The following is a 17,492-nucleotide window of genomic DNA, read 5'->3' as shown; positions in this document are numbered from 1 at the left end:
ATTTTTTTGCTTTTAGCCGATTATCAAAACTGCACTTTATGTCACAAAAGCACTTTTTCTGATTCGTTTAACTCCGGTTTTATTCGTAACGGCTCTCGCAGGTACAATATGCCCCTTGCATGCGCGTTATTTCAGGCTATATCTGAAAAGGATTACCGCTACTTTTGGCAATTTCAGACGCAAAAATGCAGCAATCACTTTTGCAGAGCTGGCTACAGAGGTTCTGCACGCTATTAAATTTTGTAATAACAGGGTTTTATCCGTGAATCGACACGTTTCAGCAGCCATGTCGGGCTGCGTGTTGACCTTACTGGTCTCATTTTCTGCCTCAGCCGCTACGGCAGGCGCCGCGCTTAAAGCGGGATGGAATAGTTTCAGCGACAGTGTGGCTCAGACCTGGTCTGCGCCGCAGCATTACGATCTTTATGTGCCTGCCATCACCTGGCACAACCGCTGGACGTATGATGATGCGCACATCAGAAAATATAACGAACGGCCGTGGGGGGCAGGGGGCGGCATCTCGCGCTGGGACGATAAGGGTAACTGGAATGGGCTCTACGTGATGGCGTTTAAAGACTCCTTCAACAAGTGGGAACCGATTGCCGGCTATGGCTGGGAAGCGACGTGGCGTCCGCTGCAGGATCAGCGTTTTCATCTGGGAGCTGGCTATACGGCTGGCTTCACCGCGCGCGATAACTGGAAATATATTCCGGTGCCGCTGGTGCTGCCGCTGGCATCCGTAGGCTACGGACCCGCCACGTTTCAAATGACTTACATTCCCGGTACTTATAACAACGGCAACGTCTATTTTGCCTGGCTCAGATTCCAGTTTTAAGCGAGCACATAAGTGCAAAAGTGTGATGCAAAGACAAAAATCCGATATTTATCACTTTTTCATCAATTCGGACTGGACAAATGCCACTGCAATTGCTGTACTAGATGACGACACAGTTTAGTGTCCATTTTTCATGTAAAGGTAATATAGATGTCCAAGATCAAAGGTAACGTTAAGTGGTTTAATGAGTCCAAAGGATTCGGTTTCATTACTCCAGAAGATGGCAGCAAAGATGTATTCGTACACTTCTCTGCTATCCAGAGCAACGGCTTCAAAACTCTGGCTGAAGGTCAGCGTGTAGAGTTTGAAATCACCGACGGCGCTAAAGGCCCATCTGCTGCTAACGTTACCGCTCTGTAAGTTAACAGTCAGAATTTTAAAAACCCGCCTGATGGCGGGTTTTTTTTATTCTTTTTTCAGTTCTGCCACCAGGTGATCAGCCAGGCGGCTACCACTACCGCAGCAAAAGTCAGTGCCAGCATCTCTTCCGAAGAACGTGGGATCCAGTTTTTCATTCTACTCGCCTCAGATGTGATTTCCCTCAGCATGCCAAAGCAAGATTAAGTCAGCCTTAAGCTCAGATGACAGAAATATGACGCCACAGAGTGCGCTTAATGCTTCACAAACCAGAGTTTTAACCACTGCCGCTTGCAGCTTTTCCCGTTCACAGGCTATATAAACATCAGCCCGATACAAGGAGAAGCACTATGCATATACGTGAGGCGCGGCCTGATGACTGTTTCGCCCTGAGCGCGCTGCTGGCTGAGCTTGGCTATAGTGGCACTGAGCACTTTATTGAAGCGCGGCTGGCGCAGCTTTGTACTCATCAGGATGAGATCCTGCTGGTGGCTGAACACGGAACGCAGGTACTGGGATTTTTGTCGCTGCATTTTATTCCGCAGCTGGCGCTGGCAGGTGATTTTGCCCGCATCAGCTACTTTTGCATTGCTGAAGGTGAACGCAGTAAAGGCAGCGGCCAGCAGCTGCTGTCCCACGCTGAACAGCTGGCGCGGCAGCGAGGTTGCGATCGTATGGAGGTGCACTGTCACGCTTCGCGGCTTAAAGCTAATCAGTTTTACGCACGTGAAGGCTATGTGGAGTCACCGCGCTACCATACAAAAGATCTCTGTTAGCGCACCGGTATCGGAGGAGAGACAATGAGAGCGGCAATGGGGCAGTTCGCCGTCAGCAGCGAATGGCAGGAGAATATCGTCACCTGTCGCGATTTGATGCAGCGTGCGCGGGCAGGAGGAGCCGATCTGCTGGTGCTGCCGGAAGCGGTACTGATGCAGGACAGAGAGCATCCCGATCGTATTCTGCAGGCGGCCCAGCCACTTGATGGGCCGTTTGTCAGCGCGCTGCTGGCTGAGAGCGCAGAGAACAGCCTCACCACGATTATGAGCGTGCACGTACCGGCTGCCGCAGGAAAAACGCAAAATGTGCTGATCGCCCTGCGTAATGGCAGGATCATTGCGCACTACGCCAAGCTGCATCTCTATGACGCCTTTGCGATGCAGGAATCACAGCGCGTTACGGCAGGCAGCACTATTCCGCCGCTGATTGAGGTCGCCGGCATGAAGGTCGGGCTGATGACCTGCTACGATATCCGTTTTCCTGAGCTGGCGCGACGCCTGGCGCTTGACGGGGCAGAGGTACTGGTGCTGCCCGCTGCGTGGGTCAGAGGGCCGCAGAAAGAGCGTCACTGGGCGTTACTGACGGCGACCCGGGCGCTGGAAAACACCTGTTATCTGGTCGCCACTGGTGAATGCGGGCCGCGTAATATTGGCAACAGCATGACGATCGATCCGCTGGGGGTGACGATCGCGCAGGCTGCTGAATCTGCCACGCTGATCTTCGCCGATCTTGAGGCGGAGCGACTCGCTTACGCACGCCGCATTTTGCCGGTGCTGGAGAACCGTCGCTTTGCCACGCCGCAGCTGCGTCAGGAGTGACCGATCCGATCTTACTCTGTTACAGAATTCTGTTGAGTGCCGGCGCAGAGTGCGCGTTAATAAAGGCTGTCCGTTATACGTGAGAGCTGAAGGTAGAGTATGGAAGGTATCAGTATTGCCAAGCTGCTGATTATCGGTGCACTTATTGTTCTGTTATTTGGTACCAATAAGCTGCGTTCGCTGGGCGGTGATTTAGGATCGGCGATCAAGGGCTTTAAAAAAGCCATGAAAGACGACGACAGCACCGTTGCAAAGAGCAGTGCAGATGAGATCCCGGCAGAGCGCGTCAGCCATAAAGAGTAAAGGCGTGCCCGGGCCGCACAACTGTAACAAGTTGTGATGAAAAAAAACCAGACTCACAGAGGCTGGTTTTTTTGTATCAGGAGGATGTCAGCAGAGGATTATTTTACTTCCAGTCCTTTAGCCTGCATATCCGCATGGTAAGAAGAGCGCACAAACGGGCCGCAGGCGGCGTGAGTGAAGCCCATCGCCATCGCTTCTTCTTTCATCTCATCAAATTCCGCCGGGCTGACATAGCGCTGTACCGGCAGATGATGACGGCTCGGCTGCAGATATTGCCCCAGCGTCAGCATGGTCACACCGTGACGGCGCAAATCGCGCATCACTTCCACGATCTCCGCGTTGGTCTCGCCCAGGCCCACCATCAGGCCCGATTTGGTCGGGATATCGGGATGCGCCTCTTTAAAGCGCTCCAGCAGCTTAAGCGACCACTCATAGTTAGCGCCGGGACGCACCTGACGGTAGACGCGCGGCACGTTTTCCAGGTTGTGGTTAAACACGTCAGGCGGCGTGGCGGTGAGGATCTCCAGCGCACGATCCATACGCCCGCGGAAGTCAGGGACCAGCGTTTCAATTTTGATGCTGGGACTCTTCTCACGAATAGCCGTGATGCAGTCAGCAAAGTGCTGTGCGCCGCCATCACGCAGATCGTCACGATCGACAGAGGTGATAACCACGTACCGCAGCGCCATATCGGCAATGGTCTGCGCCAGCTTCAGCGGCTCGTTCGCATCAGGAGCGTTAGGACGACCGTGTGCCACGTCGCAGAACGGGCAGCGGCGGGTACAGATAGCGCCAAGGATCATAAAGGTGGCGGTGCCGTGGTTGAAACACTCTGCCAGGTTAGGGCAGGACGCTTCTTCGCAAACAGAGTGCAGGCCATTTTTGCGCATCGCAGCTTTAATGCCCTGGATACGGCTGGAGTCAGCCGGCAGCTTGATCTTCATCCACTCCGGCTTACGCAGAATTTCGTCGCGCTCGGTGACCACGGTTTTCACCGGAATCAGCGCCATTTTGTCGGCATCGCGATACTTGACGCCGCGTTCCATCTGAATTGGTTTACTCATAAATCTGCAGGTTCCGATCGGGATTGCGATTTGAAAGCTTCCTCACTCAAACTGAGAACCAGGCTTTCAACTTTTTTTGAAAAATTTGCAAAAATTATATCATCTCGCCGCTGCATAAGCAGCCGCTATGCGGTGAGAAAGGTTACAATTTTGTAAATACGCACGCACAGACAAGGTCAGTCCGCGCTTTCATCCTGCCACGCCATCTCTTCAAATCCCGTCAGACGCGCGAAGTGTGCCACCAGACGCGGACGCACATCAGCTGGCATAGCGTCAGGCCGGAACTGGCTCAGCTGCGTCATCTGCATCCCGGCATAGCCGCATGGATTGATACGCAGAAACGGAGCCAGATCCATTGCGATATTCAGCGCCAGCCCGTGGAATGAACAGCCTTTACGGATCCGCAGTCCGAGTGAACAGATTTTGTCATCACCCACATAGACGCCGGGCGCATCTGCGCGCGCGCGCGCCGTCACGCCGTACTCTGCCAGGGTGGCAATGACGGTCTCTTCCAGCGCCGTAACCAGCTCGCGCACGCCCAGCCTGCGCCGCTTGATATCCACCAGCACGTACATGATCTGCTGCCCCGGGCCGTGATACGTCACCTGACCGCCGCGATCGCTCTGCACTACCGGGATATCGCCCGGCATCAGCAGATGTTCAGCTTTACCAGCCTGTCCCTGCGTAAAGACCGGCGCGTGCTCAACCAGCCAGAGCTCATCGGGCGTTTCCGCATTGCGGGTATCGGTGAAGTGATGCATGGCATCAGAGACGGGCTGCCAGTCGCGCAGGCCGAGGTTGCGTACAAGAAGCGTATTTGCAGACACAGCGGAGGTCCGGTAAAGAGGGAAAGCCTGAGTATAACGCTGGCAAAGCGGGCTTTGCCAGCGCCGGTGTTACAGTACCATGCGCACGATATCGATGTTACCCAGCTCTTCATAGAGCGTTTCAACCTGCTCAATATGGGTCGCGTTAATGGTAATGGATACAGAGTGGTAGTTGCCTTTGCTGCTGGGCTTTACATCAGGCGTATAGTCGCCAGGCGCATGCCGCTGCACCACTTCAACCACTTGATCAACCAGCTCTGGCTGCGCCAGTCCCATAACTTTATAGGTAAACGGGGTAGGGAATTCGAGCAGTTCATTCAGTTTGGTTTTCATATTGGCTCCGGTGCTTAAAAAAACAGGCTCCCGCCTGGGCGAGAGCCTTGATCATATCTTATTTATGGGCGAGCTGGTGGTTTTTCAACCGTAAATCAGCCAAACCAGTGATGGAACATCAGTTTGATGTAGTCGATGATACGGCCAAAGAAACCGCCTTCCTCAACTTCATTCAGTACAACCAGCGGACGCTGTTCAACCGTTTTACCATCCAGCTGGAAGTTAATGCTGCCAACCACCTGGTTTTTCTTCAGCGGCGCGTGCAGTTCGGTGTTGTTCAGCACATAGCTCGCTTTCAGATCTTTCATCCGGCCGCGCGGGATAGTCAGATAGGCATCTTTCTCCACGCCCAGCTGAACGCGATCGGTATTACCGAACCAGACCGGTTCAGAAGCAAACTCTTTACCCGCTTTCAGGGGTGCCACGGTTTCAAAGAAGCGGAAGCCCCAGGTCAGCAGCTTTTTGCTTTCGGTCTCGCGTCCTTTAAAGGTGTGACCGCCCATTACGGCGGAGATCAGGCGCATCTGGCCTTCAGTGGCAGACGCCACCAGATTGTAGCCCGCGGCTTCAGTATGGCCGGTCTTGATGCCGTCTACCGCCAGGCTGCTGTCCCACAACAGGCCGTTGCGGTTCATCTGACGAATGTTGTTAAAGGTGAACTCTTTTTCACGATAGATAGCATACTCATCCGGCACGTCGCGGATCAGCGCCTGACCAATCAGCGCCATATCGCGCGCGGAGCTGTACTGGCCGTCAGCATCCAGCCCATGTACCGTCTGGAAATGGGTGTTTTTCAGACCCAGCGCCCCGACATAGTTATTCATCAGGTTAACGAACGCATCCTGACTGCCAGCCACGTAATCTGCCATTGCAACACAGGCGTCGTTACCGGACTGCAGCACGATGCCGCGTGTCAGCTGGGAGACCGGCACGCGATCGCCAGGCTTAAGGAACATCAGCGATGAGCCCCTGAATACCGGGTTGCCGGTAGCCCAGGCGTCTTTACCCACGGTAACAATGTCATCCTGATGGATTTTACCGGCTTTAACCGCCTGACCAATGACGTAGCTGGTCATCATTTTTGTCAGGCTGGCGGGATCGCGGCGCGCATCGGCGTTCTTTTCGGCCAGCACCTTACCGGAGTTATAGTCGATTAGTACATAAGCCTCAGCATCAATGTCCGGCACGCCCGGAATCATAGTTTTGAGATTGATATCATCAGCAAAGGCAACATGGCTGAGAGAGAGGGCGACCAGTGATCCCACTGTCAGGCGTTTCAGCAAACGAGAAGGTTTCAGCGTATTCATGTTAAGGACTACAACATCCGTGGGGTTAGGGTGAAAAAAGTGCCTTACTATAGCAAATGCGGGATCGGGCAGCATCCCGCATTGCCGGTCAGTTTTAGCCGTAAATGTTACTGTCCGTCACTATCAGGGACGGGCTGTGGTAATAAAGGCGTTAATCTGCGCTTCGGTACTGAGGCGCTGCTGCAGCGCTGCGGCGTCAGCCCGACGGGCAAAGCTGCCAAGCTGAACACGATAGACATTACCGCTGGTCTCAACCTTACCCGGCACGCCGAAGCGCTTACCGAGCGTGCTGGCCAGCTGCTGCGCGCGACCCGCATCGTTCAGCGCGCCAGCCTGAACAACAAAGCTGCCGCTGGCCGGTGCGCCCGCGCTGGCCGCGGCGGCGGTAGCAGCAGGTGCCGCTACCGCGGGTGCTGGCGCAGGGGCCGGAGACGGCTCGCTGCCCTCCAGCACGCCGGTTGCTAACGGCTGCGGCGCGCCCAGAAAGCCGCTGCTCTGTACCGGCGCACCCAGGCTGTCGTCGCCCTGCAGCGAACGGTTATCAACCTCGCGTACGTCTGATTCTGTCGGCTGTGGCGCACTGCCGCCGTTCATCACATTGCCGCCGCTGAGATCGGGACGGGCAGGCAGCGCATAGCTCTGCTTCGCCACCCTGGTGCCAATTGTACCAGGGCCGGAGAGTGAGCCATCAGGCGCAACGTTGATAAAATCGACCCGCACACGGGTGTTATTAGAAATGTTCAGACGATCGCCGGCGGCGCGTGACAGATCGATAATGCGCCCGGGCATGTAGGGGCCGCGATCGTTAACGCGCACCACAATCTGCCGGCCGTTCGCCATATTGGTAACGCGTACGTAGCTCGGCAGTGGCAGGGTAGGGTGCGCAGCGGTCAGTGCATCAGGATCGTAAGTTTCACCGATAGCGGTACGGTTGCCTTTAGCCTCATCGCCATACCAGGTTGCCAGGCCAACTTCGCTGAAGTCAGATGGATTTTTGACCACGCGCCAGGTTTTGCCATTCACGCTGTAATCCTGGCTGGTAGCCGGATTAATCGGTTCATAGCGCGGCTCAACGCCCGGGATCTCCACTACCGGACCGTTATACGCCGGCTGTGGCGGCGGCGTATTTGTTTGCGGTTCCTGTGTGGTACAGGCACTTAATACCAGTGACGCCAGTGCAACCCCAAGCCAGTCCTTACGCATGTGCAGCCTCTTAAACGCTTTTAGACAACATTTTTCGATGAGTATGGATCGACATGACAATGCCGAACCCCGCCATTAATACGATCAGCGCCGAACCGCCGTAACTGACCAGCGGCAGCGGTACGCCAACCACCGGTAAGATACCACTTACCATGCCGATATTAACGAAAACATAAACAAACAGAATCAGCATTAATCCGCCTGACATCACACGACCAAACGTGGTTTGCGCCCGTGCGGCGATGATCAGGCCGCGCATAATCAGCAGCAGATAGAGCAGCAGCAGCAGCAGCACGCCGACCAGGCCCAGCTCCTCTGCCAGCACGGCAAAGATAAAGTCGGTATGGCGCTCCGGCAGAAACTCCAGCTGTGACTGCGTGCCGTGCAGCCAGCCTTTACCGCGCAGCCCGCCTGAGCCGATAGCTATTTTGGACTGAATAATGTGATACCCCGCGCCGAGCGGGTCGCTTTCGGGATCGAGCAGCATCATCACGCGATCGCGCTGGTAGTCATGCATCAGGAAAAACCACAGCACCGGAATAAAGGCCGCAACCAGCAGCACCGCAACGCCAATCAGTTTCCAGCTCATACCGGACAGGAAGAGCACAAACAGGCCGGAAGCGGCGATCAGAATAGAGGTGCCGAGGTCGGGCTGTGCGGCCACCAGCAGCGTGGGCATAAAGATCAGCACCAGCGCGATGCCGGTATTTTTCAGCGTGGGCGGACAGACGTCGCGGTTAATAAAGCGCGCAACCATCAGCGGCACGGCAATTTTGGCGATCTCTGACGGCTGAAAGCGGACGAATCCAAGATCCAGCCAGCGCTGTGCGCCTTTACTGATATGACCAAAGGCGTCAACGGCTATCAGCAAAATCACGCAGACAATATAGAGATAGGGCGCCCAGCTCTCATAAACGCGCGGCGGAACCTGCGCCATGACCAGCATAATCACCGTGCCCATGGCAATCTGACCCAGCTTACGCTCCATCATGCCCGGATCCTGCCCGCTGGCGCTCCAGATCACAATGGCGCTGTAGGTCAGCAGCGCGAGAATAATTAACATAAACAGCGGGTCGATATGGATACGCGTCCAGATCGTCCTTTTCTGCGGACTATCGTTCATCGACATGATTATTCACCTTCGTAGCCGGGCGGCGTCGGGGCGGCTTCAGGCAGCACCGTATTATTGTCACCCAGCATTATGTGATCGAGGATCTGGCGCATCACGGTTCCCACCGCCGGGCCGGCACCACCGTTCTCCAGAATGATGGTCACGGCCACCCGCGGTTTGTCGTACGGCGCAAACGCGGTCATAAGTTTGTGATCGCGCAGGCGCTCGGCAATTTTATGCGCGTTATAGGTCTCATTCTCTTTCAGACCAAATACCTGGGCGGTACCTGATTTGGCAGCAATCTTATAGGGCGCATCAGCAAAGCTTTTGTGCGCAGTCCCGTTAGGCCGGTTGGCGACGCCATACATGCCATCTTTGGCAATTTCCCAGTACCCGGAGTGAATATCGCCAATCGGCGCATCAGGCGGCTGACGATAAGGCACCATGGCGCTGCCCTCACGCGTAGCGCGCAGCAGATGCGGCACTTTGATCACGCCGTCATTAATCAGGATCATCATCGCTTTGTTCATCTGTACCGGCGTAGCGGTCCAGTAACCCTGTCCGATGCCGACCGGAATGGTGTCACCCTGATACCAGGGCTTTTTAAAACGCTTCATTTTCCAGTCGCGCGTCGGCATGTTACCGGCGCTCTCCTGCGGCAGGTCAATACCGGTGCGATGACCATAGCCAAATTTAGTCATCCACTCGGAGAGGCGATCGATGCCCATATCGTAGGCGACCTGATAGAAGAACGTATCGGCTGACTCTTCCAGCGATTTGGTCACGTTAAGACGGCCGTGGCCCCACTTTTTCCAGTCGCGATAACGCTTTTCAGAACCGGGCAGCTGCCACCAGCCAGGATCAAACAGGCTGGTATTACGGTTAATGACCCCCGCGCTCAGCGCTGATACCGCTACGTAAGGTTTTACCGTTGAGGCGGGCGGATAGGCAGCCTGCAGCGCACGGTTATAGAGCGGCCGGTTTTCATCACTGAGCAGCGCCTTGTAATCTTTACTGGAGATCCCATCGACAAACAGGTTGGGGTCGTAGCTTGGCGTGGAGACCAGCGCCAGGATCTCACCGGTGCGCGGATCGCTGACGACTACCGCCGCCCGGCTGCCGGTCAGCAGCGTTTCAATGTACTGCTGAAGCCGCAGGTCAACGGTCAGCCAGATATCGCGGCCCGCCTGCGGGGATTGCTCATGCAGCTGGCGTATCACGCGTCCGCGGTTATTGACCTCAACCTCTTCATAGCCGGTTTTGCCATGCAGCACATCTTCGTAGTAGTTTTCGATACCTAGCTTGCCAATATCATGCGTGGCGGCATAGTTAGGCCACTTGCCCTCTTCATCAAGGCGTTTTACGTCACGATCGTTGATTTTCGATACGTATCCCACAACGTGGGTCAGCGTCTGACCATAAGGATAATAGCGGCGCTGGTAGCCTTTAACTTCCACGCCGGGAAAGCGGTATTGATTCACGGCAAAACGTGCGACCTGTACTTCATTCAGGCCGGTTTTTACCGGAATAGAGGTAAAGCGACGCGAGCGCTTGCGCTCTTTTTCAAAAGCGTCGATATCGTCGTCAGTCAGATCCAGCACTGGTCGCAGCGCCTGCAGCGTCTGCTTAAGGTCGTCAACTTTTTCCGGCACCAGTTCAGCCTGGTAAATCGTGCGGTTCAGCGCCAGCGGAACGCCGTTGCGATCGTAGATGATACCGCGACTCGGGGCGACCGGCACCAGCTTGATACGGTTTTCATTCGAGCGGGTGCTGTAATCATCAAAGCGCAGGATCTGCAGATGATAGAGGTTGAAAACCAGCACGCAGGAGAGCAGCAGAATGCCGATGAACGCCACAAGGGCGCGGCGGACAAACAGTTTTTGTTCGGCAGTGTAATCGCGAAAAGCGTTGCTCTGTAGTTTCATCCGCTGCGTTTTTATCTGGAGGTTGTCGGGCGTTTATTCACGATGATAAGGGTGATTCGTGGTGATACTCCAGGCGCGGTATAGGCTCTCAGCAACCAGCACGCGTACCAGCGGATGAGGCAGCGTCAGCGCCGACAGCGACCAGCTCTGTTCAGCAGCGGCTTTACACGCCGGAGCCAGGCCTTCAGGACCACCAATCAGCAGGCTGACATCACGACCATCCAGCTTCCAGCGCTCCAGCTGCTGCGCCAGCTGCGGGGTCTCCCACGGCTGTCCGGGAATGTCGAGCGTGACAATACGGTTGCCTTTGCCTGTTGCCGCCAGCATCGCTTCACCTTCTTTTTCCAGAATGCGTTTGATGTCAGCGTTTTTGCCGCGTTTCCCGGCCGGAACTTCAGTCAGCTCAAACGGCATATCTTTCGGAAAGCGCCGCAGATACTCCATAAAACCGGTCTGAACCCAGTCGGGCATTTTGGTGCCAACGGCTACAAGTTGCAGTTTCACTGCTTAGCTCCAGAGCTTTTCCAGCTCATAAAGCTGACGGCTCTCTTCCTGCATTACATGCACAATGACGTCACCGAGATCGACGACAACCCAGTCTGCCGCTGCTTTACCTTCCACGCCCAGCGGAGTCAGGCCAGCTACGCGGGACTCCTGCATAACGTGATCGGCAATAGCGGAGACGTGGCGGGTTGAGGTGCCGGTGCAGATGATCATGTAATCGGTGATGCTGGATTTGCCCTGGACATCAATCGCAATGATATCCTGGCCTTTCAGATCATCAATCTTATCAATAACGAACTCTTGGAGTGCTTTGCCTTGCAAAAGGTTCCCCTTAAAAACAGGTAATGCGGGCTGGCTGAATGCCCGGAAATGCAGCCAAAAATTAAGCGGCGCAGTATAGCATGCTACAACCGGAGGAGATATATATCCGGGTTATTTACCCGCGCCGGCGGGCGGAGCATCCAGATAGAGGCCAGCGCGATCGATATAGTCGATCACCGCTGGCGGCAGCAGCGTGCTGCAGGATTCTCCCTGATGGCGCCGCTGGCGGATCTCGGTGGCAGAAATCGCATAAAGCGGCGTCTCCGCCAGCCAGATATGGCCTGCCGGTGCCTGATGCAGCGCCGCACTGTCCTGCGTCTGATGCTGCTCCAGCCACCGCTGCATCTCAGGCGAACCCATTTCCGTCGCATAGCCCGGCCGTTTGCAAACCAGCAGATGGGAGAGTGACAGCAGTTCCTGCCAGCGATGCCATTTATGCAGCGACAGCAGCGAATCCTGACCGATGATAAAGCCCAGCGGCTGCCGCGGGCCGCGCTCCTGGCGCAGTGCTTCCAGCGTAGTCACTGTCCAGGAGGGGGTCTGACGCTGCAGTTCGCGCGTGTCGATATCAAACAGCGGCCGGTCGGCAATCGCACACTGCAGCATCGCCACCCGCTGTGCGGCACTCGCTTCCGGCTGTGGCCGGTGGGGGGGAACATTGTTAGGCATCAGCGTGACTTTTTTCAGTCCGACCTGCTGCGCCAGCGCCTCTGCCGGACGCAGATGACCATAATGCACCGGATCAAACGTGCCGCCAAACAGGGCGCAGAGTTCAGACATAATGTAATCCTGACGGAAAGTGACGCTGACAGAGCAGCAGCGAGAGCGTTTCCAGCTGCGGCCAGAGGTTCTGGCCATAATCCTGCTTCATGGTGAGCTCCAGCTCAGCCAGCAGGTGTACCGCCTGATGCAGTCGTTCAGCGTCCAGCCGCTGCAGCGCCCCGGTGAAGAGCGCGCGCCGGTTTTGCCAGATGCGCTGCTGATCCATCAGCGTGCGCAGAGGCTGCTTAGCCTGATTGCGCTGCAGATGCAGCAGCGTCAGCAGATCGCGCTGCAGGGTGCGCAGCAGGATCACCGGTTCGCTCTCCTCTTTCTGCAGCTGATGCAGGATATGCAGCGCCCGCTTGCCTTTCCCCGCCAGCAGCGCATCCACCCAGTGAAATGGCGTAAAATGGGCCGCATCATTGACTGCGGCTTCCACGCGCGGCAGCGTCAGTTTGCCGTCAGGCCAGAGCAGCGACAGCCGCTCCAGCGCCTGAGCCAGCGCCAGCAGATTGCCTTCATAGCAGTAGCACAGCAGCTGAACCGCTGCCTCATCGACGCTGAGCTGCATCGCTTTGGCCCGCGCGGCGACCCAGCGCGGCAGCTGTGCCTGTTCCGGCGTCTGACACGGCACCAGCACCGCCTGCGGACTCAGCGCTTTGTACCAGGCGCTGTTTTCCTGCGCTTTGGTCAGCTTTGTCATACGCAGCACCAGCAGGATATCGCTATGCAGCAGGGCAGAGAGGGTAACCAGCTGCTCAGCCATCGCAGCATTCGGGCCGTTTTCCGGCAGCGTCAGCGTCAGCGTCTGGCGCAGGGTGAACAGGCTCAGCGCCTGACAGCTGGCAAAAAGCGCCTGCCAGTCAGTCTGGGCATCCAGCGTGACCGAAAAGTGCTCTTCAAATCCCTGACTGCCGGCAGCAGCGCGGATAGCATCCGCACTCTCCTGGATCAGCAGGGGTTCATTACCGGCGAGAAAATAGCAGGCGCGCAGCCCCTCACGAAGCTGCGCGCGCAGTTGCTCAGGATAAATCCTGATCATTGCAGACTGGTGGCGGAAGAGGAGGGCACTTCCGGTGAATCAGAACCCGGGGCGATGATCTCCGGCTCCGGCAGCGTCTCTTTATTATTGAGCTGCGCGGCATGGACCGTCAGCAGTTTACGCACCAGCTGCTCTGCTCCACGCTGACGCATCTCCTGCAGGATCATATCCTGTTCCGCATCCTTTGCCAGTGCGGCGTTAGGGTTGTCGAAGAACGAGCGGTAGACCGTGGTGCTGATAGGGTAAATCCCTTTGCCGGGCAGCACGACCTGTGCGGTCAGCGTCATCACCAGCGAATATTCTGCCGTGGTACCGCTGATAAACACTGAAGCCGTGTCACGCGCCTGCCGCACGCCTCCCAGACGCAGCGTCGGGTAGGTTGCGCTGGCCTCTTTGCTGTCCTCAATGATGTTTACATCGTTGATGCGCAGCTGCTGACGCACGGTGCGCGCCAGCGGGCCGTAAGGATCGCCACTCTGTACAATCAGCGTTTTCATCTCCGGTGGCACCTGAGTGGTGCCGCGCGGATGAAATCCACAGCCTGCGGTGATCAGCACCGCAAACAGGACAAACAGCCTGATAACTAGTTGTCGCACAGTTCCTCCTGAACTTAACCCACGACCAGGTTAAGCAGTTTGCCAGGGACATAAATCACTTTTCGCAGGGTGACGCCGTCCAGATATTTTGCCACCAGTGGCTCCTGTGCGGCTCGCGCCTGCACCTGCTCCTGAGTGGCATCTGCTGCCACGGTGACTTTACCGCGTACTTTACCGTTAACCTGAACGACAACCAGCATTGAATCGTCGACCATTGCGGCTTCATCCGCTACCGGCCACGGCGCATTATCAATGCTGCCTTCGCCACCCAGCGCCTGCCACAGGACATAGCTGGCGTGCGGCGTGAACGGATAGAGCAGGCGCGTAACGGCGACCAGCGCTTCCTGCATCAGTGCGCGATCCTGTTCGCTCTCCTGCGGCGCGCGCAGCAGCTTGTTCATCAGCTCCATGATAGCAGCGATAGCGGTGTTAAAGGTCTGGCGACGACCAATGTCATCTGCGACTTTCGCAATGGTTTTATGCAGATCGCGACGCAGCGCTTTCTGTTCATCATTCAGTGCGCTGACATCCAGCGCGACAGTTGCGCCTTTCGCTACGTGATCGTAAGCCAGTTTCCAGACGCGTTTCAGGAAGCGGTTAGCGCCTTCCACACCAGACTCCTGCCACTCCAGGGTCATATCTGCCGGCGATGCAAACATCATAAACAGGCGTACGGTATCGGCGCCGTAACGCTCAACCATCAGCTGTGGATCGATGCCGTTGTTTTTCGACTTCGACATTTTGCTCATGCCGGCGTAGATAACGTCGCGGCCCTGATTGTCCACTGCTTTGGTAATACGTCCTTTATCATCGCGCTCAACGGTAACATCAACCGGAGAGACCCAGTTGCGCTCGCCGTTAACGCCAACATAGTAGAACGCGTCCGCCAGCACCATGCCCTGACACAGCAGGCGTTTTGCTGGCTCATCGGAGTTAACCAGGCCCGCGTCACGCAGCAGCTTGTGATAGAAGCGGAAGTACATCAGGTGCATGATGGCGTGTTCGATACCGCCTACGTACTGGTCTACCGGCAGCCAGTAGTTGGCCGCCGCCGGATCCAGCATGCCTTCGTTGTAGTTAGCGCAGGTATAGCGCGCGTAGTACCAGGAAGATTCCATAAAGGTGTCAAAGGTATCAGTTTCGCGCAGTGCTGGCTGACCATTCACGGTAGTTTTAGCCCACTCCGGGTCCGCTTTGATCGGGCTGGTGATACCATCCATGACCACATCTTCCGGCAGGATAACCGGCAGCTGATCTTCTGGCGCAGGGATGACCGTGCCATCTTCCAGCGTGACCATCGGAATAGGTGCACCCCAGTAGCGCTGACGCGAAACGCCCCAGTCGCGCAGACGGTAGTTAACTTTGCGTACGCCAACGCCTTTTGCCGTCAGCGCGTCGGCGATTGCGTTAAAGCCCGCCTGGTGATCCAGACCGTCAAACTCACCGGAATTAAACAGCGTGCCTTTTTCGGTCATGGCACCGCTGCTCAGATCGGGTTCTGTGCCATCAAGGTTGCGGATAACAGGCTTGATGTTCAGGCCATATTTAGTCGCAAACTCCCAGTCGCGCTGGTCATGACCAGGTACCGCCATCACCGCACCGGTGCCATATTCCATCAGTACAAAGTTCGCGACCCATACCGGAATGGCTTCACCGGTCAGCGGATGGATAGCAGACAGGCCGGTCGCCATGCCTTTTTTCTCCATCGTGGCCATATCCGCTTCTGCGACTTTAGTCGTACTGCACTCGGCAATGAAATCGGCCAGCACCGGATTGCCTGCGGCAGCCTGTCGCGCCAGCGGATGACCCGCCGCCACGGCGACGTAGGTCGCGCCCATAAAGGTATCGGGACGGGTGGTGTAAACCGTGACCTTTTCGTCGCTGTGCGCAACGTCAAAGGTGATTTCAACCCCTTCTGAACGGCCGATCCAGTTGCGCTGCATGGTTTTAACCTGCTCCGGCCACTCATCCAGCTTGTCGAGGTCGTTAAGCAGTTCTTCAGCGTAGTCGGTGATTTTGATAAACCACTGCGGGATCTCTTTGCGCTCAACTTTGGTGTCGCAGCGCCAGCAGCAGCCATCGATTACCTGCTCATTAGCCAGCACGGTCTGATCGTTCGGGCACCAGTTCACCGCCGAGGTCTTTTTGTACACCAGGCCTTTTTCGTAAAGTTTGGTGAAGAACCACTGTTCCCAGCGATAGTACTCTGGCTGACAGGTCGCCAGTTCACGGCTCCAGTCGTAGCCAAAGCCCAGCAGCTTCAGCTGGTTCTTCATGTAGTTGATGTTGTCGTAGGTCCATGGCGCCGGCGCAGTATTATTTTTTACCGCAGCGCCTTCAGCGGGCAGACCGAAAGCGTCCCAGCCAATCGGCTGCAGGACGTTTTTGCCCAGCATGCGCTGATAGCGGGCAATAACATCGCCAATGGTGTAGTTACGCACGTGGCCCATGTGCAGGCGGCCAGAAGGATAGGGCAGCATCGACAGGCAGTAATATTTCTCTTTGCCTTCCTGCTCGGTGACTTTGAAGGTTTCATTTTCGTCCCAGTGCTGCTGGACGCGGGATTCTATCTCTTCCGGGCGGTATTGCTCTTGCATGGCTGCCTGTGATCCTTAGTAAAAATCGTTTTCCCGGACCGCCTGTTGCAGCAGCAGAGCCGCTGACATCGTCGCCTGATGGCTTGACCGCCGCATCGGACAGGCCGGGTTTGTCTACTTATGATCCGCATAGCATACCCATAAGCCCCGCCCTCAACAACATTTCACCGTCCCTCTCCGCCGCTTTTCTGCGGAATGCGTTGCGGCTTCCGCGCTTTTGCAATTTCCGCGATGACCGTCAGAGCTTTTGCGATAAAGCGGCTAAACTTACAGCAGCCCTCACAGCAGAAAGGAGAATAAAATGAATAACGTGGCGCAGGCGTATCGAACCACGGTAGCAACGTTAACCCAGCGACTGGAGCACGGTGAACGCGATATCGACGCGCTGGTCGCGGAAGCGCGTCAGGATCTGCTGACCGACGAGAGTCTCTCATCTTCTGAAGTGGATGAAGTAATGCGGGCGGTGCGACGCGATCTTTACGAATTCTCCCGCAGCTATCCCGAAGCGGAGAGCGCGCTGGAAGATTCGGTCTTTTTACGTGTGATCCGTGAGAGCCTGTGGAAAGAGCTGGCGGATATCACAGATAAGAGTCAGCTGGAGTGGCGTGAGGTGTTTAAAGACCTGCATCATCACGGCGTTTATCAGAGCGGTGAGGTGGTGGGGCTGGGTAATCTGGTGTGCGAAAACTGCGGCTTTACGCGCGCTATCTATACGCCTGAAAGCCTGACGCGCTGCCCTGAGTGCAATCACGATCAGTTTCAGCGCCAGCCGTTTGAACCCTGACAGATTGCGTTAACAGCGCGCCGCTG

19 protein-coding genes are annotated in these 17,492 nt (G+C 56.1%); 6 read left to right on the top strand and 13 right to left on the bottom strand.

All coding sequences use genetic code 11. The annotated features are described in order from the left end of the window. Positions 1 to 262 precede the first annotated feature (262 nt). The 5 genes from pagP (at position 263) to tatE (ending at position 3,090) form a co-directional block, all read left to right on the top strand. Positions 263 to 835 carry a lipid IV(A) palmitoyltransferase PagP gene (gene pagP, locus FS690_RS06500; protein ID WP_342039323.1) on the top strand — a complete coding sequence of 191 codons (573 nt, stop codon included), beginning with the start codon at positions 263 to 265 and terminating at the stop codon, positions 833 to 835. Between the two features lie 150 nt (positions 836 to 985). Next, complete coding sequence (cspE, locus tag FS690_RS06495; protein ID WP_010615627.1) at positions 986 to 1,195, top strand: transcription antiterminator/RNA stability regulator CspE; 210 nt, start codon at positions 986 to 988, stop codon at positions 1,193 to 1,195. Positions 1,196 to 1,542: 347 nt separating this feature from the next. After that, positions 1,543 to 1,968, top strand: coding sequence for a GNAT family N-acetyltransferase (locus tag FS690_RS06490; RefSeq protein WP_094112225.1), 426 nt, complete (start codon positions 1,543 to 1,545; stop codon positions 1,966 to 1,968). A 24-nt stretch (positions 1,969 to 1,992) separates the two neighbouring features. Beyond that, complete coding sequence (locus tag FS690_RS06485; RefSeq protein ID WP_108569685.1) at positions 1,993 to 2,787, top strand: deaminated glutathione amidase; 795 nt, start codon at positions 1,993 to 1,995, stop codon at positions 2,785 to 2,787. Between the two features lie 99 nt (positions 2,788 to 2,886). Further along, positions 2,887 to 3,090 carry a twin-arginine translocase subunit TatE gene (tatE, locus tag FS690_RS06480; protein ID WP_039383119.1) on the top strand — a complete coding sequence of 68 codons (204 nt, stop codon included), beginning with the start codon at positions 2,887 to 2,889 and terminating at the stop codon, positions 3,088 to 3,090. A gap of 98 nt (positions 3,091 to 3,188) precedes the next feature. On the opposite strand, the gene lipA is transcribed toward tatE, so the two are convergent. From lipA to leuS, 13 genes are all read right to left on the bottom strand, one after another. After that, complete coding sequence (lipA, locus tag FS690_RS06475) at positions 3,189 to 4,154, bottom strand: lipoyl synthase (RefSeq protein WP_039383121.1); 966 nt, start codon at positions 4,152 to 4,154, stop codon at positions 3,189 to 3,191. Between the two features lie 176 nt (positions 4,155 to 4,330). After that, a complete protein-coding gene (lipB, locus tag FS690_RS06470) occupies positions 4,331 to 4,981 on the bottom strand; it encodes a lipoyl(octanoyl) transferase LipB (RefSeq protein ID WP_145339207.1) in 651 nt (216 codons plus the stop codon). A 69-nt stretch (positions 4,982 to 5,050) separates the two neighbouring features. Further along, positions 5,051 to 5,314: a DUF493 family protein YbeD gene (gene ybeD / locus FS690_RS06465; protein ID WP_039383125.1), complete on the bottom strand. Its 264-nt coding sequence runs from the start codon at positions 5,312 to 5,314 to the stop codon at positions 5,051 to 5,053. A 95-nt stretch (positions 5,315 to 5,409) separates the two neighbouring features. Beyond that, the gene (dacA, locus tag FS690_RS06460) at positions 5,410 to 6,621 is read right to left on the bottom strand and encodes a D-alanyl-D-alanine carboxypeptidase DacA (protein WP_039383127.1); all 1,212 of its coding nucleotides are present in this window, start codon (positions 6,619 to 6,621) and stop codon (positions 5,410 to 5,412) included. A 123-nt stretch (positions 6,622 to 6,744) separates the two neighbouring features. Next, positions 6,745 to 7,824 (bottom strand): endolytic peptidoglycan transglycosylase RlpA, encoded by a 1,080-nt coding sequence (gene rlpA / locus FS690_RS06455; protein WP_104084660.1) that lies wholly within the window; start codon positions 7,822 to 7,824, stop codon positions 6,745 to 6,747. A 10-nt stretch (positions 7,825 to 7,834) separates the two neighbouring features. Beyond that, positions 7,835 to 8,947 carry a peptidoglycan glycosyltransferase MrdB gene (mrdB, locus tag FS690_RS06450; RefSeq protein WP_039385756.1) on the bottom strand — a complete coding sequence of 371 codons (1,113 nt, stop codon included), beginning with the start codon at positions 8,945 to 8,947 and terminating at the stop codon, positions 7,835 to 7,837. 8 nt (positions 8,948 to 8,955) lie between these two features. After that, positions 8,956 to 10,860, bottom strand: coding sequence for a peptidoglycan DD-transpeptidase MrdA (mrdA, locus tag FS690_RS06445; RefSeq protein ID WP_071668977.1), 1,905 nt, complete (start codon positions 10,858 to 10,860; stop codon positions 8,956 to 8,958). A gap of 33 nt (positions 10,861 to 10,893) precedes the next feature. Continuing rightward, positions 10,894 to 11,364: a 23S rRNA (pseudouridine(1915)-N(3))-methyltransferase RlmH gene (gene rlmH, locus FS690_RS06440; RefSeq protein ID WP_071668978.1), complete on the bottom strand. Its 471-nt coding sequence runs from the start codon at positions 11,362 to 11,364 to the stop codon at positions 10,894 to 10,896. A 3-nt stretch (positions 11,365 to 11,367) separates the two neighbouring features. Beyond that, a complete protein-coding gene (rsfS, locus tag FS690_RS06435) occupies positions 11,368 to 11,685 on the bottom strand; it encodes a ribosome silencing factor (RefSeq protein WP_071668979.1) in 318 nt (105 codons plus the stop codon). A 111-nt stretch (positions 11,686 to 11,796) separates the two neighbouring features. Further along, complete coding sequence (nadD, locus tag FS690_RS06430; protein WP_094111645.1) at positions 11,797 to 12,465, bottom strand: nicotinate-nucleotide adenylyltransferase; 669 nt, start codon at positions 12,463 to 12,465, stop codon at positions 11,797 to 11,799. Further along, the gene (holA, locus tag FS690_RS06425; RefSeq protein ID WP_039383140.1) at positions 12,458 to 13,489 is read right to left on the bottom strand and encodes a DNA polymerase III subunit delta; all 1,032 of its coding nucleotides are present in this window, start codon (positions 13,487 to 13,489) and stop codon (positions 12,458 to 12,460) included. The genes nadD and holA overlap by 8 nt, the downstream gene beginning before the upstream one ends. Further along, the gene (gene lptE / locus FS690_RS06420) at positions 13,486 to 14,085 is read right to left on the bottom strand and encodes an LPS assembly lipoprotein LptE (RefSeq protein WP_145339205.1); all 600 of its coding nucleotides are present in this window, start codon (positions 14,083 to 14,085) and stop codon (positions 13,486 to 13,488) included. Before lptE ends, holA begins: the two co-directional genes overlap by 4 nt. 14 nt (positions 14,086 to 14,099) lie before the next feature. After that, complete coding sequence (gene leuS, locus FS690_RS06415) at positions 14,100 to 16,682, bottom strand: leucine--tRNA ligase (protein WP_145339203.1); 2,583 nt, start codon at positions 16,680 to 16,682, stop codon at positions 14,100 to 14,102. 301 nt (positions 16,683 to 16,983) lie between these two features. Between leuS and FS690_RS06410 the strand changes: the two genes are divergently transcribed. Then, a complete protein-coding gene (locus tag FS690_RS06410) occupies positions 16,984 to 17,466 on the top strand; it encodes a zinc ribbon-containing protein (RefSeq protein ID WP_039383147.1) in 483 nt (160 codons plus the stop codon). Positions 17,467 to 17,492 lie beyond the last annotated feature (26 nt).

The sequence above is a fragment of the Pantoea sp. PSNIH1 genome (assembly GCF_007680655.1).
GTDB lineage: Bacteria > Pseudomonadota > Gammaproteobacteria > Enterobacterales > Enterobacteriaceae > Pantoea > Pantoea eucrina.
Note: the sequence above shows the minus strand (reverse complement) of the source record. Positions and strands in the feature narration are given on the sequence as shown.